24 protein-coding genes are annotated in these 25,042 nt (G+C 34.8%); 18 read left to right on the forward strand and 6 right to left on the reverse strand.

What is annotated here, in order from left to right:
• Positions 1–54: 54 nt before the first annotated feature.
• On the reverse strand, positions 55–1,128 hold the full coding sequence (locus tag IPM51_08115; GenBank protein ID MBK9284275.1) for an anhydro-N-acetylmuramic acid kinase: 1,074 nt from the start codon (positions 1,126–1,128) through the stop codon (positions 55–57).
• A gap of 82 nt (positions 1,129–1,210) precedes the next feature.
• Here IPM51_08115 and IPM51_08120 point away from each other — a divergent pair, with 82 nt between their 5' ends.
• From IPM51_08120 to IPM51_08160, 9 genes are all read left to right on the forward strand, one after another.
• Positions 1,211–2,350: an acyl-CoA dehydrogenase gene (locus IPM51_08120; GenBank protein ID MBK9284276.1), complete on the forward strand. Its 1,140-nt coding sequence runs from the start codon at positions 1,211–1,213 to the stop codon at positions 2,348–2,350.
• Between the two features lie 175 nt (positions 2,351–2,525).
• A complete protein-coding gene (locus IPM51_08125; protein ID MBK9284277.1) occupies positions 2,526–3,938 on the forward strand; it encodes a tetratricopeptide repeat protein in 1,413 nt (470 codons plus the stop codon).
• 2 nt (positions 3,939–3,940) lie between these two features.
• A complete protein-coding gene (locus tag IPM51_08130) occupies positions 3,941–4,735 on the forward strand; it encodes a phosphosulfolactate synthase (GenBank protein MBK9284278.1) in 795 nt (264 codons plus the stop codon).
• Positions 4,736–4,751: 16 nt separating this feature from the next.
• The gene (locus IPM51_08135; protein ID MBK9284279.1) at positions 4,752–5,054 is read left to right on the forward strand and encodes a rhodanese-like domain-containing protein; all 303 of its coding nucleotides are present in this window, start codon (positions 4,752–4,754) and stop codon (positions 5,052–5,054) included.
• Positions 5,051–5,677 carry a VTT domain-containing protein gene (locus IPM51_08140; protein ID MBK9284280.1) on the forward strand — a complete coding sequence of 209 codons (627 nt, stop codon included), beginning with the start codon at positions 5,051–5,053 and terminating at the stop codon, positions 5,675–5,677. Before IPM51_08135 ends, IPM51_08140 begins: the two co-directional genes overlap by 4 nt.
• A 2-nt stretch (positions 5,678–5,679) precedes the next feature.
• A complete protein-coding gene (locus IPM51_08145) occupies positions 5,680–6,117 on the forward strand; it encodes a membrane protein insertion efficiency factor YidD (protein MBK9284281.1) in 438 nt (145 codons plus the stop codon).
• A complete protein-coding gene (locus IPM51_08150) occupies positions 6,114–6,989 on the forward strand; it encodes a hypothetical protein (protein MBK9284282.1) in 876 nt (291 codons plus the stop codon). Before IPM51_08145 ends, IPM51_08150 begins: the two co-directional genes overlap by 4 nt.
• Positions 6,928–7,815 (forward strand): hypothetical protein, encoded by an 888-nt coding sequence (locus IPM51_08155; protein ID MBK9284283.1) that lies wholly within the window; start codon positions 6,928–6,930, stop codon positions 7,813–7,815. Before IPM51_08150 ends, IPM51_08155 begins: the two co-directional genes overlap by 62 nt.
• On the forward strand, positions 7,805–8,749 hold the full coding sequence (locus IPM51_08160) for a WD40 repeat domain-containing protein (protein MBK9284284.1): 945 nt from the start codon (positions 7,805–7,807) through the stop codon (positions 8,747–8,749). The genes IPM51_08155 and IPM51_08160 overlap by 11 nt, the downstream gene beginning before the upstream one ends.
• Positions 8,750–8,817: 68 nt before the next feature.
• On the opposite strand, the gene IPM51_08165 is transcribed toward IPM51_08160, so the two are convergent.
• The 5 genes from IPM51_08165 to IPM51_08185 form a co-directional block, all read right to left on the reverse strand.
• Positions 8,818–9,153, reverse strand: coding sequence for a hypothetical protein (locus IPM51_08165; GenBank protein ID MBK9284285.1), 336 nt, complete (start codon positions 9,151–9,153; stop codon positions 8,818–8,820).
• A gap of 83 nt (positions 9,154–9,236) precedes the next feature.
• Complete coding sequence (locus IPM51_08170) at positions 9,237–9,725, reverse strand: hypothetical protein (protein MBK9284286.1); 489 nt, start codon at positions 9,723–9,725, stop codon at positions 9,237–9,239.
• A gap of 116 nt (positions 9,726–9,841) precedes the next feature.
• On the reverse strand, positions 9,842–10,489 hold the full coding sequence (locus IPM51_08175) for a hypothetical protein (protein ID MBK9284287.1): 648 nt from the start codon (positions 10,487–10,489) through the stop codon (positions 9,842–9,844).
• A 56-nt stretch (positions 10,490–10,545) separates the two neighbouring features.
• Positions 10,546–11,148 (reverse strand): hypothetical protein, encoded by a 603-nt coding sequence (locus IPM51_08180; protein MBK9284288.1) that lies wholly within the window; start codon positions 11,146–11,148, stop codon positions 10,546–10,548.
• Between the two features lie 35 nt (positions 11,149–11,183).
• Positions 11,184–11,951, reverse strand: coding sequence for a LexA family transcriptional regulator (locus tag IPM51_08185; GenBank protein MBK9284289.1), 768 nt, complete (start codon positions 11,949–11,951; stop codon positions 11,184–11,186).
• Positions 11,952–12,143: 192 nt separating this feature from the next.
• On the opposite strand from IPM51_08185, the gene IPM51_08190 reads away from it, so the two are divergent.
• The 9 genes from IPM51_08190 to IPM51_08230 all read left to right on the forward strand — a co-directional run bounded on the left by IPM51_08190 (position 12,144) and on the right by IPM51_08230 (position 24,984).
• On the forward strand, positions 12,144–15,008 hold the full coding sequence (locus tag IPM51_08190; GenBank protein MBK9284290.1) for a T9SS type A sorting domain-containing protein: 2,865 nt from the start codon (positions 12,144–12,146) through the stop codon (positions 15,006–15,008).
• 90 nt (positions 15,009–15,098) lie between these two features.
• Complete coding sequence (locus IPM51_08195) at positions 15,099–17,357, forward strand: transglycosylase domain-containing protein (GenBank protein ID MBK9284291.1); 2,259 nt, start codon at positions 15,099–15,101, stop codon at positions 17,355–17,357.
• Between the two features lie 28 nt (positions 17,358–17,385).
• Entirely contained in the window at positions 17,386–18,942 is a 1,557-nt protein-coding gene (locus tag IPM51_08200) for a hypothetical protein (GenBank protein MBK9284292.1), read from the forward strand.
• A gap of 80 nt (positions 18,943–19,022) precedes the next feature.
• Positions 19,023–19,736 carry a CoA transferase subunit A gene (locus tag IPM51_08205; protein ID MBK9284293.1) on the forward strand — a complete coding sequence of 238 codons (714 nt, stop codon included), beginning with the start codon at positions 19,023–19,025 and terminating at the stop codon, positions 19,734–19,736.
• Positions 19,737–19,748: 12 nt separating this feature from the next.
• Positions 19,749–21,155 carry an MBOAT family protein gene (locus IPM51_08210; GenBank protein MBK9284294.1) on the forward strand — a complete coding sequence of 469 codons (1,407 nt, stop codon included), beginning with the start codon at positions 19,749–19,751 and terminating at the stop codon, positions 21,153–21,155.
• On the forward strand, positions 21,155–22,201 hold the full coding sequence (locus IPM51_08215; protein MBK9284295.1) for a hypothetical protein: 1,047 nt from the start codon (positions 21,155–21,157) through the stop codon (positions 22,199–22,201). The genes IPM51_08210 and IPM51_08215 overlap by 1 nt, the downstream gene beginning before the upstream one ends.
• Before the next feature lies 1 nt (position 22,202).
• A complete protein-coding gene (locus IPM51_08220; protein ID MBK9284296.1) occupies positions 22,203–22,859 on the forward strand; it encodes a CoA transferase subunit B in 657 nt (218 codons plus the stop codon).
• Entirely contained in the window at positions 22,859–23,395 is a 537-nt protein-coding gene (locus IPM51_08225; GenBank protein MBK9284297.1) for a hypothetical protein, read from the forward strand. The genes IPM51_08220 and IPM51_08225 overlap by 1 nt, the downstream gene beginning before the upstream one ends.
• Positions 23,392–24,984, forward strand: coding sequence for a glycosyltransferase family 39 protein (locus tag IPM51_08230; GenBank protein ID MBK9284298.1), 1,593 nt, complete (start codon positions 23,392–23,394; stop codon positions 24,982–24,984). The genes IPM51_08225 and IPM51_08230 overlap by 4 nt, the downstream gene beginning before the upstream one ends.
• The last annotated feature ends 58 nt before the right edge of the window (positions 24,985–25,042 follow it).

The raw sequence follows: 25,042 nt of genomic DNA on the forward strand, positions 1-25,042 counted from the left end.
TTGCGGATTGAGATTTATCTACCGATAGTTCAATTTTAAATTACGGCAAGAAAATTAAAATTCCTCATTAAAATAATAAACTGCCCCCCCAACTGAATTTGATACGGCACCGGTAACAGTTTTTAGCGTATTAATTTTTTCATTCACGCGTAAGTATCCCAAAAAGCCAAAAATAATAGCCTCCTTAAACTGAATAGTTTCATGATCGGGAATTACCAATTCACCTTTGTATTTTTGTTTGAGAAGCTTTAATACATGTTGATTGTAAGTGCCCCCGCCGGTAAGCAAAACTTTTTTCAGTTTAAATTCGTTTAAAATTTCGGCAATAGCTTCAGCAGCATATTCGCAAAATGTGGCCAATTTATCTTCAATGGTAATTCTGTAATTTCCTAAAATGGGCAGCAGTAAATTTTCGTATCGCTCGCGTGCTAATGAAATTTTTTTATCAATGTGTAGTGTTTCTTTCAATTCTTTCAATAAAAATTCATCCGTTTTGCCGGCATCCGCTAATTTACCATCCTCGTCAAATGCTTTACCTAATTTTTCGGCCAGATAGTTTAGGGCCATATTTAAAAAACAGATATCAAACGCTTTTCTTTCTTCTTCAAATTCAAATGAAATATTTGCAATACCTCCCAAATTTAAACAGGCATCATAATCCGAAAACAACAGTTTATCACCTATGGGTACAAGTGGCGCGCCTTGTCCGCCATTCACTACGTCTAAAATTCTGAAATCGCAAACAGTGGTTGTTTTAGAAATGGCAGCTATGGTAGCCCCGCAACCCAATTGAGCGCTAAAACCATGTTGGGGTTGGTGGTAAATGGTATGCCCATGCGAGCTGATTAAATCGGGTTTAATACCGCATTCTTCAATAAATTTTTTGACTTCAAGTCCAATGTATTTACCATAAAGATGGTTCATGGCTAAATATTGCTGTGCATTGCCATTTTTAATTTCTTCCAGTTTTTTACGTTGTTCTTTACTGTAGGTTAACGTATTTGCTTTTAATACTTTGTAAACATATAGATCGTTTTCAAGGTTGAATTCGCATAATGCTAAATCCAGACCGTCTAACGACGTTCCGCTCATGATGCCTAAAACCTTCAAATTACGTGATTTACTCATTCATAACGGGGTTTGTTTTCAAGTACTAAATCGGTTATATTTGCAAGGATACAAAAAATTTTAAAACTTAAAAACCATTACCATGTATTTTGATTTATCTGAAGAACATTTGATGATACAAAAAGCGGCCCGAGAATTTGCACAAAATGAACTAAAGCCGGGAGTAATTGACCGAGATGAGAATCAAACTTTTCCGGCCGAGCAAATCAAAAAAATGGGTGAGCTAGGTTTTATGGGCATGATGGTTGATCCAAAATACGGCGGTGGTGGAATGGATGCCATTTCATACGTATTGGCTATGGAAGAGATTAGTAAAGTGGATGCGAGTGCTAGTGTTGTGATGAGTGTAAATAATTCATTAGTATGCTGGGGACTTGAAACTTTTGGAACCGAAGAACAAAAACAAAAATATTTAGTTCCCTTGGCGAAAGGTGAAAAAATTGGCGCATTTTGTTTAAGTGAGCCGGAAGCCGGAAGTGATGCTACTTCACAAAAAACAACAGCAATTGATAAAGGCGACCATTATCTTTTAAACGGAACCAAAAACTGGATTACCAATGGAAATAGCGCATCTGTTTATTTAGTAATAGCACAAACTAATATAGAGGCCGGTCATAAAGGAATTAATGCATTAATAGTAGAAAAAGGGATGCCCGGATTTACAATAGGACCTAAAGAGAATAAGATGGGAATCCGAGGAAGTGATACACATTCTCTCATGTTTGATAATGTTAAAGTTCCAAAAGAAAACAGAATTGGCGAAGATGGTTTTGGGTTTAAATTTGCCATGAAAACATTGAGTGGAGGAAGAATTGGAATAGCTTCTCAGGCCCTGGGGATTGCTAGTGGAGCGTACGAATTAGCTTTACAATATTCAAAAGAACGTAAGGCCTTCGGAAAAGAGATCAGTAAACATCAAATTATACAGTTTAAATTGGCTGATATGGCCACAAGAATAGAAGCATCCCGCTTACTAATTTTTAGAGCCGCTTGGTTAAAAGATCAGCACTTACCAATGGATAAAGAAAGTGCCATGGCTAAAGTATTTGCCAGTGAAACCGCTATGTGGGTAACTACTGAAGCTGTACAGGTACACGGCGGTTATGGATATGTGAAAGAATATCATGTGGAAAGACTAATGAGAGATGCCAAAATCACTCAAATTTATGAAGGAACCAGTGAGGTTCAGCGTATCGTTATTTCGCGCCAGGTATTAAACTAATTCACGTTTTTTCGGTTTAATTAAAGGAAATACTTCCGGTTAATTTGCATTGTCTTCATCTAATTGCCAATGGCAGAACATGCTTTTTTTAATTAAATTTTTAAAAAACAAGTAGAAAAGCCTAAAATAAACTCGTAAATTTAAGAGCCTTAATTTTGGGGTAAATTGTACAACTATGGGTGATTTTCACGACGACTCAGAAGGACGCGACGATAAAGAATTTGAGAAAAACTTAAAACGTTTTGAGGACATGATTTCTACAGGTCAGCCCGAGTTTTTTGACGCCGACGATTTAGAAGAAATTATAGATTATTATCTGCAATGGCTTAATTACGAATTAGCCAAAAAAGCAATTGATTATGGTTTAGAACGCTTTCCTTATTCCACAATAATCAAAATCAGATATGCACAGTATTTATCTAGCCAACATCATACCCATGAAGCTCTTTCCATCTTAAATGAAGTTGAACAAATAGAACAAAACAGCTTTGAGTTATATATGGCCCGAGGGTATATTTATAGCCAAATGGGATTGGGTGAACAAGCCATTGAGAATTTTAAACATGCTTTGCCTTTGGCGGAATTTAAAGATGAGGTATATGTGGCTTTAGGCATTGAGTTTTTAAATGAAGAAAAACCCGATGATGCTTTGTATTATTTAAAAAAAGCAATTAAAATTAATCCGAATAATGAAGTTGCATTGAATGAACTTTCGCTTTGTTTTGATTTAACATCGCGTTCTGATGAAGCCATTTCCTTTTTTGGAAATTACATCGATCAACACCCCTATAGTTATTATGCATGGTTTAATTTGGGTGTTGCCTATGCCCGAATAGGATTATTTGAAAAAGCAATTGATGCGTATGATTATGCAACGGCAATTAATGATCAGTTTAGTTCTGCTTATTTCAACAAAGCAAATTCTTTAGCTCAGTTGGAAAGATTTGCCGAGGCTATTGATGTATATAAAGAAACATTAAAGTATGAGGATCATGAACCTTCCACCTATTATTACATAGGGGAATGTTACGAAAATTTAGAAAAATTTGAAGAGGCCTTAGTCAATTACAATAAGTGTGTAAAGTTAGATCCGGCTCATGCCGATGCCTGGTTAGGTATTGGAGTTGTGCTGGATGCCATGAACAGATTAACAGAAGGCATTCATTATATTAAAAAAGCTATTGAAATTAATCCAAATGACGCTGAGTACTGGTATGTGTTTGCCGAAATTCAGCATAAACTCGGGTTTTTGGAAGAATCAGCTATGGCTTTTCAACGTGTAATTGAATTGGATTATAACGAAGCAGATGTTTGGTTAGATTACAGTAAACTTTTGCACGAAGCAGGCTACCTTAATGATGCTATTGCAACTTTAAGCGAAGGGATAAAACATTTTCCCGGTTCGGCTGAACTTCATTATCGCATGGGTGTTATGCTGATTGAAAATAAAGACAGGAAAGAGTCCTTGGATTATATCACTAAAGGTTTAGAAATTGATCCCTCAAAACATGAGCAGCTATTTGAGTACGCTCCGGTTTTACAAAACGATTCGGAAATTTTGCAATTAATTTCTCATTATAAAAAATAGTTATGGCGCCTAAGTATAACGTTAATCTACCACATCTGCCCGAACGCACGGTAAAACCCCGTAAGGAAGGTGTTACCATGGTAATGGATAAAGGCATTAGTCTTCGTCAGGCGCACGACTTTGTTGAAGTATCGGCTCCCTATGTTGATTATGTAAAGTTAGGCTTTGGTACATCTGTTTTTACTCCAAATGTGCTTGAAAAAGTAAAACTTTACCAGAGTGCCGGCATGAAGGTGTATGTAGGCGGTACTTTATTTGAAGCTTTTGTGATTCGAAATAAATTTGATGATTATTTAAAATACATAAACGATTTGGGTTTAGATTGTGCAGAAGTAAGTGATGGAAGTATAGAGTTAGAACATGAAGTGAAATGCGATTATATCAGTAAGCTCGCTAAAAATTTCCACGTATTAAGTGAGGTTGGCAGTAAGGAAGAAGGGGTAATCATACATCCTGCTCGTTGGATAAAAATGATGCAAAGCGAATTGGATGCAGGTTCTTCTAAAGTTATTGCAGAGGCCCGTGAAAGTGGCACGGTTGGAATATTCCATAAAAACGGAAGCGCTCACACTTTATTAATTCACCGAATTGTAAATAAAATAAAACTTGAAAATATTATTTGGGAAACTCCGCAAAAAAGTCAGCAGGTTTATTTTATAAAATTATTTGGCGCAAATGTAAATGTCGGAAATATTGGTGTGGATGACGTGATTCCGCTCGAAACTTTACGCCTTGGATTGCGTGGCGACACTTTTTTTACTTTTTTACCCGATGAATTAAAACAAGATACTGTATAATCTAATAACAACGATCATGAAAGAAATAAGTGTAACCGAATTAAAACAACTGAAAGACGAAAACGCAAATTATCAATTGGTAGATGTGCGCGAACAGTATGAATTTGATGAAGCTAACTTAAACGGAATTTTAATTCCAATGGGAGAGGTGATGGATAATCTGGATAAAATTGCTCGCGATAAAAAAGTAATTGTTCACTGCAGAAGCGGAAAACGTAGCGCCGGCGTAATTCAAGCTTTAGAAAAACAGCATGGGTATGATAATTTGTATAATTTAAAAGGCGGTATTTTAGCGTATATAGAAGAAATTGGATTATGATAGAACTTTTTAAACACATCCTTCATTTAGATTTCGATTGGCTCTTTCAGAATTATGGAGCTTATGTCTACATTATTTTATTTTTAGTCATTTTTGTTGAAACCGGCCTTGTGGCCATGCCATTTTTACCGGGCGACTCCCTTTTATTCACCGCAGGTTTGTTTGCACGTTCTGGCTATTTGAATTTGTCTTATTTGCTTATTTTGTTATTTATTGCCGCAGTATTAGGTGATAATATTAATTATTGGGTTGGACGTAAAATAGGTTTACGGGTGTTTAAATTTAATTTAAGAGGAAAACCGCTGGTTAAAAAAGAATACCTCGATAAAACCCACGCCTTTTACGAAAAGTATGGTACCAAAGCAATTATTATGGCACGATTTGTACCCTTAGTGCGAACTTTTGCTCCTTTTGCAGCAGGTGTAGGCGAAATGAATTATAAAAAATTCTTCAGCTTTGATATATTAGGTGGCGCATTATGGATTGGTAGTTTAACCATGGCCGGGTATTTATTAGGTGAAGTTGAATTTATTCGTAAAAGAATTGATTTGGTTTGCTTAGGAATTATTTTGCTTTCCGTTCTTCCTATTATAATCGGTTATTTAAAGGGCAGAAAAAAATAGACTTGAATAGGTATGTCATAATTTTATTTTTTTTCCTCACTTCCTTATTAAAAGGTCAAAGTGATTTAAATCGACTACTAAACGCAAATCACACAGACTCTACGCTTGCTTCCAAAAGAAAGATTAATTACGTTTTTAAAGGCAAAAATTGGTTTGTAAAATACAATCCATTATCACTTGTTTTTGGTGGAGCATTATTTTTTTATCAGGGTGTAATTTCACCACAAATTATGCAAGGCTGTGCCTTTGAGCCCAGCTGTTCAGCTTTTAGCAAAGCTTGTATACATGAATTTGGACTAATAAAAGGCATTTCCTTATCTACCGATCGTTTGACCAGATGCACGCGTTTATCGTCTATAGATTTTCATCCTGTATTATTTAATAATAATAATAAGGTAAATGACATCCCTGAATATTACAGATTGCGGAGTAAAAAATGAAGTATTTAATTGTATTTATTTTTACTATCATTTGTGTTAATTCAGTTAATGCACAAATTAACGACAGTGATTCGTATTCTAATTTCAACTTTATTATTCATCTCACTAAAAATGGATTAATTGAAGAAGCGGAAATTGAAAAGGAGAATTTCTTTTCTTACAAAAATTTAAATCAATTGTATAAAGATTCGGTGAATTATGTTTTGGGAATGTCTTATCAGTCTGAACACAATAATGAATTATCGCGCGACCGGTTTTTAGAAGTTTCCAATGAATCTTTTTTATTTTATCCGGCAAGATATCAGGCAGCTATATTGGAAGCAGAAAAAGGTAATGCAAAAAGAGCAGTAGAAATAATAAATTCTATAGATAGCAGCAACAACGATATTATTAATGAATTGAAAAATTTTGAATTGGCAGCCACTCATTTATTGAATCATAATGTACAAACTTTCGATTCAATTCTTAATAAAAATTCATTTACTAATACTTTGTTACAGGAGGAAGCTGTTAAATTGAAAGAATGCGCTCAGGTGCAAAAAAAAATAAAACGCAAATCAGCTTTTGCTGCAGGAATGCTTTCTGCAGTTGTGCCCGGCTTAGGAAAAGTGTATGTAGGAAATAACGGGCAGGCTTTGGCTAGTTTTTTAACGGTAGGAGTGATGGGAGGAATAACTGTAGAGAATTATTTTAAATTAGGAATTGAACACCCGCAAACTATTTTTTTTGCAAGCGTGTTTAGCTTATTTTATATTGGAAATATTTGGGGAAGTGCCGTGTCGGTACAACTTGTAAAAACTGAAAAAGAACTTGAAAATAAACATAACATATTGGTTGGCATTAAGCTGCCTATTAGTAAATTTTTCCATTAGTGCACAAAATGTTTCGCTGCAAAATGCCGAACATTTATTGGGGGAAGAAAAATTTATGGAAGCAGCTACGGCTTTTGAAAAAGCTTATTTTTTCGGTCAATCTGAGGAAGATAGAGTTGATGCATTATTTAAACGAGCCTATTGCTTTAAACAACTGAACAAACATCATGAGGCTTATAAGAGCTTAGTGCGTGTACTGCCCTATAATCTAAATGATTCGCTAAAATGCGCGGCACAATATGAATTGGCATTAAATTTATATTTAGGTAAATTTTATAAGGATGCTGAAAAGTATTGCGCTAAAAACAGAAGCTTGCCTGTTAATACACCGGAATACAAACGCACAATATTACTTCACGCTTTAATTTTAAATGAATTAAACGATTACGCTTATGCTAAACAAAAAGTATTAGAATATCAGGATAATATTACTTTGGATAAATTTCAAATAGATAGTTTAAACTTATTTGTAAATTCTTACTACTCAAAAAAGAAATTACCAAAATTAAAATCACTTCGAAAGGCAAGAAGATTATCTAAAGTTCTTCCCGGTGCAGGTTTGTTTTATGCAGGTAAGCCCGGTAAGGCATTACTCAATATTACTTTACAATTAGGAGCCTTGGGTTACACCGGTGCCAACCTATTCTTCGAAAATTATGTAACCGCTGCAACGGCAGGTGTATTTATGCTGCGTTCATTTTATACCGGTGGAATAAATCAATTAAATGAAGTTGTGCCCAAAGTAAATTATAAGAGATCAAGGAAATTTAATGACGACTTTCGTAAAAATTATTTAACTAAATTGCAAAAGTATTATGCGTATTAAACTTTTATTTTTATTCATTTTTACGCTTAGTTTAACTAAGGGACAAGATGAACCTCTTTTTATTTTACAGGGTCATTCCGGCGGCATCAATTCCATAGCCTTATCACCCGATGGAAAAACTTTGGTGTCCGGTTCTAAAGATGAAACCATACGTTTTTGGGATTTAGAGAAGAAGGAGAGCATTAAATCAATTGTGATTGATCATTCGTCAGTTAAAAGAGTTTCTTTCAATAAAGACGCAAGCAAATTACTTATTTCAATATACGAGCGGTTTGCGGAAATTGATATTAAAAGTGGTAAAAAGAAATTATCGAAGAAAAAATCTCATACGGCTTTTGCCGAAACAAGTATTTATTCAGAAGCAGGCGATTTTATTTTAACTTCCAGTTGGAGAGATAATACGTTGAGCATTTGGAAAAGCAGCAATTTTAAAAAAGTGATTGATTTAAAGGAAATATATTGGGTGGATAACGCATTGTTTAATAAGAAAGGAAATATTGTTTATTCAGGTGGACATGATAATCAAATAAAAGCTTGGGATGTTACTACGGGAAATATGATTTACGCTTTGGCCGGACACGATGACTGGGTATATGATATTGCGCTTTCTTCTGATGAAAAATTTATTTATTCAGCCGGATTTGATAAACTAATTAAAGTATGGGATTTAAATTCACGAAAAAATATCGCTACGTTAAAAGGTCATTCAGAAGGCGTGGTTTGTATTGATATTTCACCGGACGGTAAATGGTTGGCAAGTGGCGGAACAGATAAGGAGATTATTATTTGGAATTTATCTGATAATTCGGAGGTAAAACGAATTAAAGCGCATGCCGATGCTGTAACGGATCTTAAATTTAGCAAGGATTCAAAAACATTGTATTCCGCTTCATTGGATAAAACAATTAAAGGCTGGAATTTATTAGAACTATAATTTATCAATTTTTACTCAAAAAAAAAGCCGTTCTTATGAACGGCTTTTTAAATTTATAAGTTTCAATATTAGTTATTTGAAGCTTTTAATTTTCCGGTTTTGATTGGAGTTCCTTCAACTACCCAACCAGCTCTAAAAAATTCATTTCTTTGGTAAACAACACCGTCAATTAAAGCATCATAACCCGGACCAGCATTTTCAATAGCTTTGTCAACAGCAGATTTTAATTGAGGAGCAGTACACATTTTCATTTCTTTTCCGGTTGTACGAGGACCTTTTCCATCATCCGGTAAACGTAAGGTTACGTTTTTAGAACTAATCATTGTAAAATCGATCAGACGTTGGTTACAGCTTGCAAGAGTCAAAGCTACAACGGCAACTGCAGGGATTAATAATTTTTTCATGTTTTTAAATTAATGTTATTGGTTAATAACTCAAAGAAAAAGATAAAGTTTAATATTTGCAAGTTTTTTTCCCAAAAATTACCCTAATATTTATTGCTTTGGCACCGCAGTAGCGCATTTTCTGCCTTGGAATCGGAAGCTTTTAATAGTTTCCATACAATTGTTTTTTCGGCATTATTTACTGTTAATCTAATGTTAAATGATTCGCGTTGACTTTCCAGCTTATGATCGTAATGTACTGTAAAATAAACCAATAAAATATCGGAATTAAACTCGTCAAAATGAGTTAATCCCCAATCAATTCCGCTTGAAAAATTATCGGTTGAGCCAATTGCACAGTGTTTGATTTTTTTGGCGCTTTTCTGAACTAATGTTTCAATTTTAGATTTTAGTTCAGCATCTATTTTGGGTGATTTAGGCTTTATTTCGGAATTATTTTCTTCGTTTTCACTTGATTTGGAGAAGAAGTCGGTTTTTCCGTTTCTGTACTTAATTTTTTCGATTTTATGTGTTGAAGTGGATAAAGTTCTGGTTGAACCGGGTACCGTAAAAACGATATAATCATCACTCACTTCCTCTACTTTACAAGCTACGGGAAGCGTTTTATGAAAAAAAATACTGTCGTTCTGTGAATAGTTTAGTGTAATCTTAAACAGTAGCAGTAATAAACATATTCTTTTTTTGCCGATCACTTAATGCGAAATCCTTTTGCGCAACCCGAAAATGTTAAACCGTGATCATTTTGATATACCCATTTTTTTGAACCATCCGTTCCAACTACTACTTTCCCTTTAATCCATTTTCCGGCTCCGTCGGTCCATTTTGGTTTCCAGCTGGTACGCATGGCAATTGAAATTTCTTTGGTTATGGCATCTCTAAAGGTTTGGTCCCAATATACCTCTGAAGTGGAATTGTCTATTTTACCATTTGCACAACTTCTTAATAATTGTTCGCCCACATCTTTGGCAATTCCTTCAATGGTGTTTTTCATACCCGGCTCTTCAGCTAGGGATGGGCCCTTTTTTACCGGTTTTTCCTCTCGGTCTTCATCTTCCATTTTATCTTCATCGTATGCTTCTTTTGAAGAAGCCTTTTTTTCACTGGAAGTAAATTTTTCTACATCCCCGTTTTCGTAATTGATGGATGAAAGATTTGATTTGGAAACACTATAAGTGGGGCCATCCGGATTATCGGCCTTTTTGTATTTAATGGTTTCTTCTCCCACTTCAGTTATTTTCCCCTTAATGATAGAGCCGTCGGACTTTACAATAATATCCTGTGCGTTTAGGTAAAAGTTAAAAACCAAGCAAAGTGTAAGTAGAAGTAATTTTTTCATGATAATTTGTTTTTTACAAAAATAATAGTTTTTTTAATTATTAAAAGTTTAAAATTTTAGCCTCCCATGCCGGAAACGGCTACTGCAATTACGGCAATAATTAGTATTACTGCTAATATAGCAAAGCCCGTTATTATTGCAGTGGTAAATGCCCCGCCAGTCACTGCATCAAACATTATAGCTAAATAAATAAATAAAAAAATTAATGAGATTATAGATGAAATAGCTCCAATTATTCCCCAAACACCCATACCGCCATTGGCGTATCCGTATTGATAGGGTGGGTGTTTTACTTTTTGATTGTTATAAAGGGAATGGAATTGATTATGGTGTTTAAGTTGGTACGCTTTTAAGGGTTCAGCTAATTTAGCTTTTGCTACCGCCAATAATTTTTGTTCTTTTTTTATTGGTTGGGGAATGGAATTTTTTTGACTTTCAGCCTCCTTATGCAGTACCATTACTTCGGCAGGTACACTTTCAATCAGCTCTTTCTTGTTTTTATTTTGTTTTTCAGGTTCTGATTTTTTTAGCGTGTTATTGGTACGACCTGAATGCGCAAAATAATAACCCTTATTATACTTTCTTTTTTGTAAACTGTATTTACCGGCACAGGATGCCAGAAATAATGATGCAATGCAAAAAACCAAAATATTCCTCATGCGTCTTTAATTTGATTGATTAAAGATACAATATATTATTTCTTCTTTATCTGCTCAATTTCAACTTTAAGACCTCTTAACATATTCATGATACTGTCTAAATTCAACTCATTATCATCGTATTGATTCATATTTAAGCAGCAGGTATATTCCCATAACTCTAATACATCTTCGGTTTTTACTTTATAGGGTTGGTATATTTTATTGTCGGAATGCAACTCCAAAGCCCCCTCTTTTTTGGAGTAACTCATAATTCGCTTATAGGATAAGCCGTCATCTTTAGTAACAACAACATAGGTGTTACCCGGTTTTAACTCCTCCATTTTTTCTAAATATTTACCAATTACATAAGAACCTTCTTTTATCGGCGGCATACTGTCTCCTTTTATTGGAAAGGCTCTGTGTTTGCCGGTAGGCAAAAAAGGTAATTTCATTTGAGGTAATTTTTCGATGTACTCAGGATCAGCATAACCTTTTAAATAACCGGCCGATGCTTTTAATGGAATTAATTCAACCATGTCATTCCCTTCATTATCCAGTAAAATCGGAAAGAGAATCCTGTTTTTACCGATTTTCATTAAACCATCTAAATTTGTTTTTCGCAAATCTCCCCTCACCAAAGCATCAATGGCAATGTGAAAAAACTCAGATAAACGTATCAGTAAATCAATGGGCGGCTCATTCCTCGCCTCTTCATACCCGCCAATACGTGAACGGGTAATACTTAATTCATCGGCTAATTGCTCTTGCGATAATCCTTTTAACTGACGAAGAAACCGAATGTTGTTGGCTATTTTACTCATTGCTATAAATTATAGCGCTAAATTACTATTATTTGTAGTTATTTGCAAGTGCCCTAAAATAATTTTTAAACAGCCTTGTAGCTAATAATGCGGTCATTTGTTATTTGTGCTGAATATCAACAAACTAAGCTCAAATAAATTTGTTAGTTAGGAACAATTTTAAATTAAATTTGTAAACCAAAGCAAATAAAAATGAAAAGAATAGGTGCTATAATTTGTGCATTGTTGAGTTTTAAGCTAAGCGCGCAAATAAATTATCAATGGGCTGGCAAAATAGGATCTACGATGTCTGAAAGTGCAACAGCAGTGGCAAGTGATCCATCGGGAAATGTGTATGTAGCCGGCCACTTTAACGGAACGGCTGATTTTGATCCGGGTCCGGGTACAACTACACTGTCAAGTTTAGGTGGACAAGATGCATTTATTGCAAAATATAATTCAAGTGGAGCATTTATTTGGGTAAAACATATTGGCGGAACAAATACAGATTGGATTTACGACATGTCTGCTGATGCAAATGGAGTTTATGTAGCCGGAAATTTTATTGGTACATGTAATTTTAATATCGGAGGCAGCCCAGCTAACTTGACTTCACTGGGTGGGGGTACAGACGGTGATGGTTTTTTTGCCAGTTATTCAACAGCAGGTACTTTGAATTGGGTGAATAGGTTAGGAAGTACCGCCAACGACCGTGCAATAAGTTTGGCGATAGACGCTAGCACAAATGTTTATGTAACGGGTTTCATAGGTGCAAATACAGATTTTGATCCAGGTCCAGGTGTACTTACTTTATCAGTAAGTGGAACATATAATGCATATTTTGCAAAATACACTTCAGCAGGCGCATTGGTGTTTGCCCGTCAGATTATAGGATCCTATTCGGAAGGTGATCAGATAAGTATTGATGCATCTAATAATATTTACATTACAGGATCGTTTTCTCAACTTAATGATTTTGATCCGGGCATAGGAACGTTTAACTTAACCACAAGTGGCGCACTTCAATTGGATATTTATTTAGCAAAATATAATTCTAGCGGAAACTTTGTTTATGCAAAACAAATTGGTGGAACTGGTGTTGATATTGGTTTTGGTCTGCAACCCGACGCTTCTGGTAATGTATATCTTGGGGGCGTGTTTTCCAATGTTTGTGATTTTGATCCGGGTATTGGTGTTACTACAATTACCAGCAATGGTCAGGGTGATTTGTTTGTAGCTAAATATGACGCTTCAGGAAATTACATTTGGGCCTACGGAACGGGTGGCACAACCAATGATTATTGTTATGGTTTGGCTATTGATGGTTCAAACAATGTTTATATAACCGGAAGATTTTTAGGAACAGGAATTGATTTTGACCCGGGTCCGGGAACAGCAACATTAACCGGAAGTGCAAATACATTTTATGTTGCCGGATATAATTCAGCAGGAGCAATCATTTTTGCAAATTCCTTTGGAAATATTGCGTCTGAAGGAAGATGCGCTTATATTTCAGGTTCTACTATTTATCTATCGGGCATGTTTGCCTCCATTGCTGATTTTGATTTTGGTGTTGGTACAGCAACATTAACAGCTACCGGAAGTAATGACGCTTTTTTTGCAAAATACAATTTATGCAACGGCTCTGCACCGGCACAGCCATCAGCAATTTCCGGTAACACTTCGGTTTGCGTAGGCTCTTCTCAAAACTATAGTGTGACTAACGATCCTCAGGCCGTGAGCTATTCTTGGTTTTTGCCCGGCGGCTGGATCGGCAGTAGTAGTACGAATACCATTGGTACAACTGCCGGATTAAGCGGAGTTATTTCTGTGGTGGCCAATGGTACTTGTGGTTCAAGTCCGGCACGAACAATTAATATTACGGTTAATCCATTACCAATTATATCAGCAAGTATTACAAGTCCTGTTTGTCAGGGAGCAAATTTAATTTTATCAAGTAGTGGAGGTAGTACATATACGTGGACAGGTCCGAATAATTTTTCGGTATCCGTAGCAAATTTTACTATAACTAACGCAATGCCCATTCACAGCGGAACATATATTTCAACTGTTACTAACTCATTGGGTTGTACAAATTCCGTTGCAGTTACTGCTACTGTTAATCCGACCCCTGCGATTAATGTTGGTAATAATTCTCCGGTTTGTGTTGGGAATAATCTGTTACTTACTTCTACAGGTGGAACTTCATTTGTTTGGAGTGGGCCTAATTCATACACTTCTGCTATACAAAATCCAACCATTAGCAATGCACAAATAATTAACAGTGGAAATTATACATTAACTATTAGCGGTGCGTTCGGTTGCACAAATTCTGCGGTAACAAATGCAACCATTTCACCACCACCTTCACCAACTATTGTGATTAATTCTCCAATTTGTTCAGGTCAAACTTTATCGTTAAGCGTATCGGGTGGTGCAACCTACACATGGACCGGACCTAATTCTTTCAACAGCACAGCTCAAAATACAGTCATTTCAAATGCTGGAAGTAATGCAAGTGGTAATTATACCGTGGTGGCTGCCGTAGGCTCTTGCACTAGTTTAGTGAACCAATCAGCAACGGTAAACATTACACCTACAGTATTAGCAAGTTCAAATGCAAATACTATTTGTGCAGGACAATCTGTAACCTTAACAGCATCCGGAGCAAACTCTTATTCATGGAATTCAGGGGGGTCTTCTGTAAATGAAATTGTGACTCCTACAATTTCAACAAGCTATACAGTATTGGGTACAGCAATTAATGGTTGTACAAATATTGCAATAGTTAATCAAAGTGTGGTAATATGCAGTGGATTAATAGGGATAAATTATTCCGAAGAAGTAAAAATATTTCCGAATCCGTTTAAGAATGTTCTACATTTGAACTTCAACAACCCTGCAAACACCTGTGAAATAAAAATCATTAATTTACTGGGTCAAGTGGTATTCAGCGCTGAGATAAATTCCGAATCAGCTTCTTTAAATTTGGATCAGTTGCCTCATGGAATGTTTTATTTGCAAATTGTAAGCGGAGAAAAGTTAATAGCTAATCGGATTATTATTCATCAATTGTAATTGATGCAAGTATGAATAAATTAGTAATTAAATTATGATAAATACAAGTCCTCATTACACCTTTTTGTTATTTTTACGCTTTTAGAGGAAATGAATAAAAACAAAAAATACATTCGTTGGCTTTGGATATTATTCATGGGGCCGGTTTTATTACTATTTCTTCTTTTATTTTTAATTTCTTCGGGTACCTTCGGTACTTTGCCTAAAGTGGATGAATTACTGAATCCCAAAAACAGCCTGGCCACCATCGTGTACAGTGGAGATATGAAAATTTTGGGAAAGTATTACAGCGAAAACAGAGTAAATGTAAATTTTAATCAACTCGATTCAGATTTGGTAAGTGCATTGGTGGCTACAGAAGATGCTCGTTTTTTTGAGCATAGCGGCGTGGATGTAAAAGCATTACTTCGTTCAGTTTCCGGAATTTTCACCGGCGGAAGCAAAGGAGGAGGAAGCACCATTACGCAACAGTTAGCTAAAATGATGTTCCCACGTGAAAAATTAAGTAAGCCCGAATTGGTTATTCGTAAAATGAAGGAATGGATTATCGCTTCCCGCTTGGAAAAGCTGTACACCAAGGAAGAAATTATGGCCCTTTATTTAAATAAGTTCGATTTTTTAAATCTGGCTGTTGGTGTAAAATCTGCTTCTCAAATTTATTTTAACCGGGGGCAGGATAGTTTAAAAATTGAGCAAGCCGCCATGTTGGTGGGTATGGCCAAAAATCCTTCCTTGTTTAATCCAATCCGTCATCCCGATACTACCATGCACCGTAGAAATGTTGTATTGCACCAAATGGTAAAGTACGGTTATCTTCAAAAGGAAAAATACGATAGTTTAAAAACACTTCCGCTGGGTTTAAATTTCCATCCCGAAGATCATAATGATGGACCGGCACCTTATATGCGCGAATATATACGCGATAATTTTCTAAAAGGTTGGTGCGAAAAACATATCAATCCCGAAACGAATGAACCTTACAATATTTACAAAGATGGTTTAAGAATTTATACCACAGTTGATTCGCGAATGCAAAAGTATGCCGAAGAAGCCGTGTATGAACACATGCAGGATCTGCAACGTATGTTTAATAAAGATTTAGCTACAAAAAGAAACTATCCTTTTGCCTGGAACGTGAGTAAAGATGAAATTAAAAAAATAATGGATGCTTCTATGAAAAGAAGTGACCGTTATCGCCTGGCAAAAAAATCAGGACTAAAACATGATGAAATAATAGCCACCTTTCACAAACCTGCACAAATGAAAGTGTATAGTTTAAGAGGAGATATTGATACTACCCTAACACCATTTGATAGTATTAAGTATTACAAAAGTTTTTTACAAACCGGATTTATGGCTCTGGAGCCGCAAACAGGTTATGTGAAAGCCTGGGTAGGAGGCATCAATCATAAACACTTTAAATATGATCACGTAAAAGTGAGTAAACGACAAGTTGGTTCAACGTTTAAGCCGTTTGTTTATGCGCTGGCTATACAGGAAGGATATTCTCCATGCCATCAAGTACCAAACGTGCGCACTTGTATTTCTTTACCGGAAGGAAAGGATTGGTGTCCGGAAAACTCCGATGGTCCTAACGATAAAAACAATGGTAAAATGCTTACGCTCAAAAAAGCATTAGCCAATTCAATAAACTATATTACCGCTTGGGTGATGAAACAATACGGGCCACAAGCTGTGGTGAAACTAGTGAAGCGATTAGGGGTTTCTTCTGAAATACCGGAAGTGCCTTCTATCTGTTTAGGAACTGCTGATATAAGTGTGTTTGAAATGGTGGCCGCCATGTCAACTTTTGCCAATAAAGGAACTTATATTCAACCAACATTCATTACCCGTATTGAAGATAAGAACGGAAAAGTGTTGGAAGAATTTATTCCAAATACCGATGAGGTTTTTAGCGAAGAGCGCGCTTATGCCATGATACAATTGATGCGTGGCGTGGTGGATGGTGGTACAGGTTCACGTTTGCGTTTTAGACATAATCTAAAAAATCAAATAGCCGGTAAAACAGGCACAACACAAAAAAATGCCGATGGTTGGTTTATTGGATTAACGCCTGAATTAGCGGCAGGTGCCTGGGTTGGTGGTGAAGACAGAAGTATACATTTTAATTCAATGGTAGAAGGACAAGGAGCAACCATGGCTTTACCTATTTGGGGTAAATTTTTTAATAAAGTGTATGCCGATGCCAAGCTGAAAGTGAGCAAAGGTGATTTTGAAAGACCAAAATTTTTAGATCCTAATTTGGAACTGGATTGTACCAAGTATGATGCAGCTGATAATTACGGATCATCTGATGTAAATGAATTTGATGAAAAGAGAATAGAATAATTTAAAGATGAAAGCCTATGCATTTTTAATGAAACGAAATTTTATTATAAAAACAGTAAGCTTTTTTTTGTTGATTTATAGCGTTCTGTGTTATTTTTCTGTTTTTGATTCTAATTCACATCATTGGTTAACCGTTTCTGATGCGCTAGGAATACAATTTCTTTATGATGATTTTATAATTGGGCAAGGTAATTTAAAAGATTGGTATTTTCCGGTTGCTCCTTCCGTTTTTCCCGATGTTTTTCTTTATTGTGTAACTCAATTATTTCATCAGAACTTCATGATTAGCATATTAATTTATGCCATTTTATTCATGATAATGCTTTCCATAACTAGTATGTATATTTTCGAAAAATCTGTTCCGGATTATTTAAAAGAATATAGTTGGCTAATACCTCTTTTATTTTCTCTCGTTTTTCTCGAATCTTATTATTTTACTCATGACATTATTTTGGCACAATTACTCACTTCTGCTTATTATCATTCGGGGCCGTTTTTAAATGCATTAATTATTTACGCAGTTTTTTTAAACGGATGGAACGATTGGATAAAAAGTATTTTTATTTTAGTTTTTTCATTTATCGCAACATTTTGTGATCTTTTATTTGTAGTGATGCTTAGTGCTCCTTTTGTTTTCTCACTATTCTTTACAATGAATAAATTGAATTGGAAAGCTTCTGTTCGCGCGGCATTAATGATAATTACCGGAAGCGTAGGAGGATTTTTATTTTATAAGTATATTAAAGATTCAGGCATCACCTATTTTTATGCGCCTGAAAAGATTTTCGCCTATGAAGACATATTAAGTTCTTGGACAGTATTCAGGGATCATATGCTTTTTTGGATTCAGTTGCCGGGTTTCAGGCAAATCCAAATGATTTTTACATTTATCAGTATTCCGATTATCGGAATATCAATATTGATGTTGCGTAAGAAAATTGCACCTAATGTGTATTTTTTACTAGTTTTTTCATTTTGTTTTTCATTAGCCGTTATCGGGGCTCCAATATTAAATGGAAGCTATATTAATGCTACCACGTTGCGATATTCAGCTTCTGTTTTTTATTTTTCTTTAATTCCATTGGCTTATATAATTGCTTATGTTTTAGAGCGTAAATTAAAAAGAGAGCACGTTCAAAAATTTATTATTCCAATTATAATAATTACTTTTTTGCTATTAATCACAATAAAATTTCAACCATCCGGATTAACAAAATATGCTAATTATTACCCCGAAAGAACACGGAAATTGGATAGCATAAGTGAAATATATAATTTAAAAAGAGGCATATCTACGCAAACACATTCAAAAGTGCTAACCTTGTTTTCAAAAAAGAAAATTGAAGTTCTTGCTGTCCAAAACGATGCTTGCATAGCTGAAATAGGCTCAAACATAAGTTGGTATTATAATGAGAAAAATTTTAATTTCATTGTCACTAATTTATTGAATCCCGATGTTGGAAATAAATTTGAAATACAAGATACAATTCGGTTTTGGGATGAAGAATTTAAGCAAGAGATTACCATTTTGAAGGTTAAAGATTTTTATTACCCAAATAAAACTTACAATCCGGTTAATAGATAAATTTTATTGAGTTAATTTGAATCCTTTCTCTCTGTAAAAAGGATAAATTCACTTATATTTGTATCACCAAAATTTATTTTATGATTAATAGAACTGTAAAAGATGTAGTGGAAGCTACACAAGGAATTAAAGACGGTATGACGATTATGCTTGGTGGGTTTGGTTTGTGTGGTATTCCCGAAAATTGCATTGCCCAATTAGTGAAAATGGGGGTAAAAAATTTAACCTGCATTAGTAATAATGCCGGGGTGGATGATTTTGGTTTAGGTTTGCTTTTACAAACTAAACAAATAAAAAAAATGATTTCAAGTTATGTGGGAGAAAATGATGAGTTTGAACGTCAAATGCTAAGTGGCGAATTGGAAGTTGAATTAATTCCGCAGGGGACTTTAGCTACACGTTGTTTGGCCGCCGGTTATGGCATGCCGGTAATTTATACTCCGGCCGGCGTTGGTACTGAAGTAGCTAATGGAAAGGAAACCCGAAAATTTAAATACAATGGCGAAGAAAAAGAATATTTAATGGAAAAAGCTTTCGAACCTGATTTTGCGATTGTGAAAGCCTGGAAGGGCGATACTGCCGGAAATTTAATTTTTAAAAGTACAGCCCGTAATTTTAATCCCATGATGGCTATGGCCGGTAAAATTACTATTGCTGAGGTTGAACATTTAGTGCCTGCCGGCGAGTTGGATCCTGATCATATTCATACACCCGGTATTTTTGTACATCGTATCTTTCAAGGAGAAAAATACGAGAAAAGAATTGAGCAAAGAACAACCAGAAAAAAATCATAAGCCGTATTAATCGTGCTGTTTAATTCACTCCACTTCTTAATTTTTCTGCCTGTACTGGTGGCAGCCTATTATCTCTTGCCGCATCGATTCAGATGGATGTTAATTTTTTTGGGTAGTTGCTACTTCTACATGGTGTTTGTGCCTAAATACATTCTCATTTTATTTTTTATTATTCTGGTTGATTATATCGCCGCACTAACCATAGAACAAGTAAACGGCCGTTTAAAATTATTTTATTTAATTGCCAGTTTGCTTACCAATATCGGTCTGCTCGCTTTTTTTAAATATTTTAATTTCATCAATGAGAATGTAATCGAATTGTTTTCTGTGTTCGGTAAGGATTTGCATAAATACAATTTAGATGTGATTTTACCGATCGGACTTTCATTTCACACTTTTCAATCCATGAGTTATACGATTGAAGTGTATAAGGGAAAACAAAAAGCGGAAAAACATTTGGGTTATTTTGCGAATTACGTTTTATTTTTTCCGCAAATGGTGGCAGGACCTATTGAACGTTATAGCGGTTTGGGCAATGAGTTGAGAAAAGAAGTTACACCTCTTTATGAAAATTTTTCAAATGGATTTCGGCTTATTTTATTTGGTTTCTTTATTAAAATGTGCGTGGCAGATAATATTGCACCTTATGTAAATGAAATTTATGCCGACCCTCAAAACTTTCATTCTTCTCAAATATTTTACGGTATTTTACTTTTTTCCATTCAAATTTATGCCGATTTCTTCGGCTATTCTACCATTGCACTAGGTAGCGCACGTTTATTGGGCGTTAATATCATGGATAATTTTAAAACGCCTTATTTATCTAAAAGTATTGGTGAGTTTTGGAGCAGGTGGCACATTTCATTAAGTTCCTGGTTTAGAGATTATTTATATATCCCGTTGGGAGGAAATAGAGTGAAGCTTCCGCGATGGATTTTCAATATTTTAATCGTGTTTATGGTTAGTGGCTTATGGCACGGAGCAAATTGGACCTTTGTTATATGGGGAGCCTTGCATGGAATTATGATTTTTTTAGAAAGAGGGTTTAATTACATAACTGGATTTAAAAGCAAAGCGGGTTGGGGAATAGTGAATATTTTATTGGCAGTTAAAACATTTTTAATCGTCTCTTTCATCTGGGTGTTTTTCAGAGCAGAATCTTTTGATAAAGCTTTTTTGGTTTTAAATTCTTTGTTTTCCAATATTCATATGCCGGGTGTAGAAATGCCGGTCATTTATTCAGTCGTACCGGCAATAGCCATGTTGATTTTTGAATTGTTTTTATACAAAAGCCGATTTGATGTTAAAATATCCAATTACAAAATTCCGGCTCGCTGGACCTTTTATTCAGTATTAATTTTTTGTGTAATGGCACTATCCGGTATACATAAATACACATTTATATATTTTCAGTTTTAATGATAAAGAAAGTATTGATACGTATAATGTTTATTCTTGTTTTGATTACAGGTGTAAATTATATATATATCTATACGTTTTATCCCATGAACTTGCGTGACTTATGTGAACATGTATTAATCATGAAACAAAAGTCCGACTCAACCGATGTGCTTTATTTTTCTGAGTCGTCTAACTTTAATGCCCGCGAAGATGATTCAACCTATCTCAGTATATCCGAACTCAGTAATTTATTTTATCCTTCAATTAAAATTCATGCGGTTAATCAACCTGCTTCTCATGCTGGAATTTATCGCTATTGGTTAAATCAAATTGATTTAAAAAATAATAAACCAAAAGCAATTGTAGTGGCCTTAAACATGCGATCTTTTGATGCGGCTTGGATATATTCTCCGGCGGAAAGTTCTTTGCAAGAATCAATCGCACTTCTACAACCCTATCCTCCTATAATCAATCGTTTTTTACTCTCACTTCAAGCGTTTAATGATATAACAGAAACCGAAAGAGAATTTAAAATGAAAGGATTATGGAAAAAAGAGAAGTTAACATTGAAAAATGGCGACTTAAAATATAAAAATACCTGGGACTGGGATAAAGCAATGGGGGAGGGTTCGTATTTAAAGGAAGATGGCTCTTGGGATTTTGATAAGATCAGATTGGCTTGTCATTATGTGAAAGCTTATGCCTTTAATATTAAAGAAACTAATCCGCGGATTAAAGACTTTGATTTTATTGTGAAATGGAGTGAAAAAAATGGTATCCCGCTTTATTTCAACTTGCTTGCCGAAAATATTGAATATGCCGATAGCCTGGTAGGTAAAGATTTAGTATTTTTAATGAAGGAAAATAGAGATTTTTTAATGAATCGATACAACACGGGTAATTGTAAAGTAATTGATAATTTAGAAAAAATAAATGGTTTAGAGTTTTCTGATCAAACCTGGACAACAGAACATTATGGTTATAAAGGAAGAATGATTATTGCTAGAAATTTAGCGGAAACTTTAAGGAATCAATTTAAAAACGAATATATAAAAGCGTACTGATATGTTAGATAAAAATGGAATCGCAAAAAGAATTGCAAAGGAAGTAAAAGATGGCATGTATGTTAATCTTGGAATTGGTATCCCAACACTTGTCGCTAATTATATTCCGGAAGGATATAACGTAGTGTTACAATCTGAAAATGGAATTTTAGGCATGGGCCCCTTTCCTTTCGAGGGTGAGGAAGATGCCGATTTGATAAATGCAGGTAAACAAACAATTACTTTGTTAAAAGGCTCAAGTATTTTCGATAGCGCCATGAGTTTTGGTATGATTCGTTCCCAAAAAGTAGATCTGACAATATTGGGTGCTATGGAAGTGAGTGAAAATGGAGATATAGCCAATTGGAAGATTCCCGGAAAAATGGTGAAGGGAATGGGGGGCGCCATGGATTTAGTGGCTAGTGCAAAAAATATTATTGTAGCAATGCAGCAAGTTAACAAAGCCGGCCAATCAAAATTTCTGCCTAAATGTGATTTGCCTCTTACCGGAGTTAATTGTGTAAAAAAGGTAGTAACCGAGTTGGGTGTATATGATATTGTACCTGAAGGAGGGTTTAAGTTACTTGAGTTAGCTCCTGGTGTTACAATTGAACAGGTAAAAAAAGCTACAAGCGGAAAATTGATTATTGAAGGTGATATAAAAGAAATGCAGCTTTAATGTTGAACGGTTGCAGATTAATACTTTTAACCGGCATTTTTATTTTTCTCTCAGCTTGTAAAGAGGATTACAAAACTATTCAAAAATTTACCGTTACTCCGGCAAATAGAGAACCCAAGGGGGATACTATTATGCACGACAATCAAGGGAATTTTGATTTTTCCAGAATCGTAAAAAAAAATGAAGCCGGTTTAACGGCGCTAATTAATATTTCTGAAGAAAACAGAAATAAAAAAATTTGGGTGATTTTTAGTGGAAGGTTAAGAACGAACTATGCACACTCCAATGCAACCATTTCAATTGCAGCAATTGGTTTAAATCAAACCATTGTAGTTTGGAATGCCTCATTCCTTAAATATTTTGTTACAGAAATTAATCAATGGTGTCCGTTTAAAGATTCAATACTGTTACCGCGTGAAAAATTAGAACAAAAGTATTCCATGATTAACACGATGGCTTTTTTAGGAAATTCAGAAAATGAAAATTTTGATGTAGATACGCTTAAAGTAGAATATAGAGTAGAGGTAACGGATTGAATTGGTTAGTTAAATATAAATCATTTGAGGCCGGCATTAGATCTGTCGAATCTTTGCTTTTCAATAATACCAAACGAAAATATATTATAGGCACATTAATATTTGTAATGGCCATGCATTTTTTTTGTAGTTATTTAGGTATTTACAATTTTATAAATAATAGACCATCATCAATTCATATATCCGCGCAAACTTCACGTGCAAGTATAGCATTAAATTATTACGAAAATGATTTGAATTTTTTTACACCACAATATCAGCGAACGATGGAAGGGAAAGGATATACCGGAATGGAGTTTCCCATTGTATATTACCTAGGCGCGGTTTTTTACAAAATATTTGGGTTTAATGAAATGTATATCCGTGCCATCAGTTTAACATTTACTTTTCTTGGTTTATTATTTTTCTATCTTTTTTCCTTAAAGTATTCTAAAAGTTTTCTATTGTCACTCGGCATCCTTTTTGCTGTAATTTGTTCACCTGTTTTTATTTTTTACACGCCTAATTTTATGCCAGACCCACCTAGTATAGCTTTTATTCTAGCCTCTTGGTATTTTTTATTTCGTTATGCAAAAACTAATAAAATTTCAAATTTAAACTGGTTTACTTTTTTTGTAACCCTGGGTGTTTTACTCAAGGTATCCGGCGCAATTTGTTATGGTGTTCTGGCATTGCTGCTGGTAGCCGATCATTATAAATTTTTCAAGAAAGAAAATTCAGAATATTTTTTCCTGAATAAAAAGAAAATTATTGTTCGGATGTTTTTGTCCGTTTTAATCGTAACCGGATGGTATAAATATTCTACCTGGTTTCCTAAAACTCATGGTGGTTCCACCTTTTTACTTTCTACCAATATGTATGAAAGTTGGGATGGATTATTGGAAGTATTGAGCTGGATGAAAAAATTATGGATGGAACATTATTATGCTTACGAAGGTTATGTGTTAATTTTAGCTGTAACACTTACCATTCTGTTAGCCATAAAATTGGCTAACCGCATCTTACTCTTTATAACACTATTCTACATAATGGGTTCTGCATGTTATTTCTTTTTATTTTTGAATCAGTTTATGCATCATGATTATTATGTCATTACCATGATGCCGGTGCTATTTTTTATGTTTCTGCTATTTGTGGATGTAGTGATAAAGCTAAGCGAAAAATATTTTTATCCCTTAAAATATATAGTAATGATGATTTTGTTTTTCAATCTGAAAGAAAGTTTTGCGTATGCTCGTACTAATTATGCCAACAGAAACAGCAACGCCATTTATTATTGGTCAGGTGATTTTAGAGCTTATGAAGACCTTGAGCCCAAATTACGAAAAATGGGCATCACCCGCGAACAACGTGTTATCAGTGGCTATGATTATACCGATTGCGCCAGTTTATATTTAATGAATCAATTGGGCTCCACTTTTGAAGAAAAAACACCTAAATATATTCTAGATAGTTTAATGATACACCCCAATGCCCAATTTTTGATACTTAATGATTCGGCTTCATTCAGAACTAATTTTGGTTACCATATGCCGGATAAAATTGTTGGATACCATAGGGGACTTATCATTTATAAATTAAAACCCTGATGCTTATAATTCAAACGGATTTCAAAAGTAATCAAAGCTATTTTTAATTATATTTGAA

This window comes from Sphingobacteriaceae bacterium (assembly GCA_016715905.1).
Classification (GTDB): domain Bacteria; phylum Bacteroidota; class Bacteroidia; order B-17B0; family Aurantibacillaceae; genus Aurantibacillus.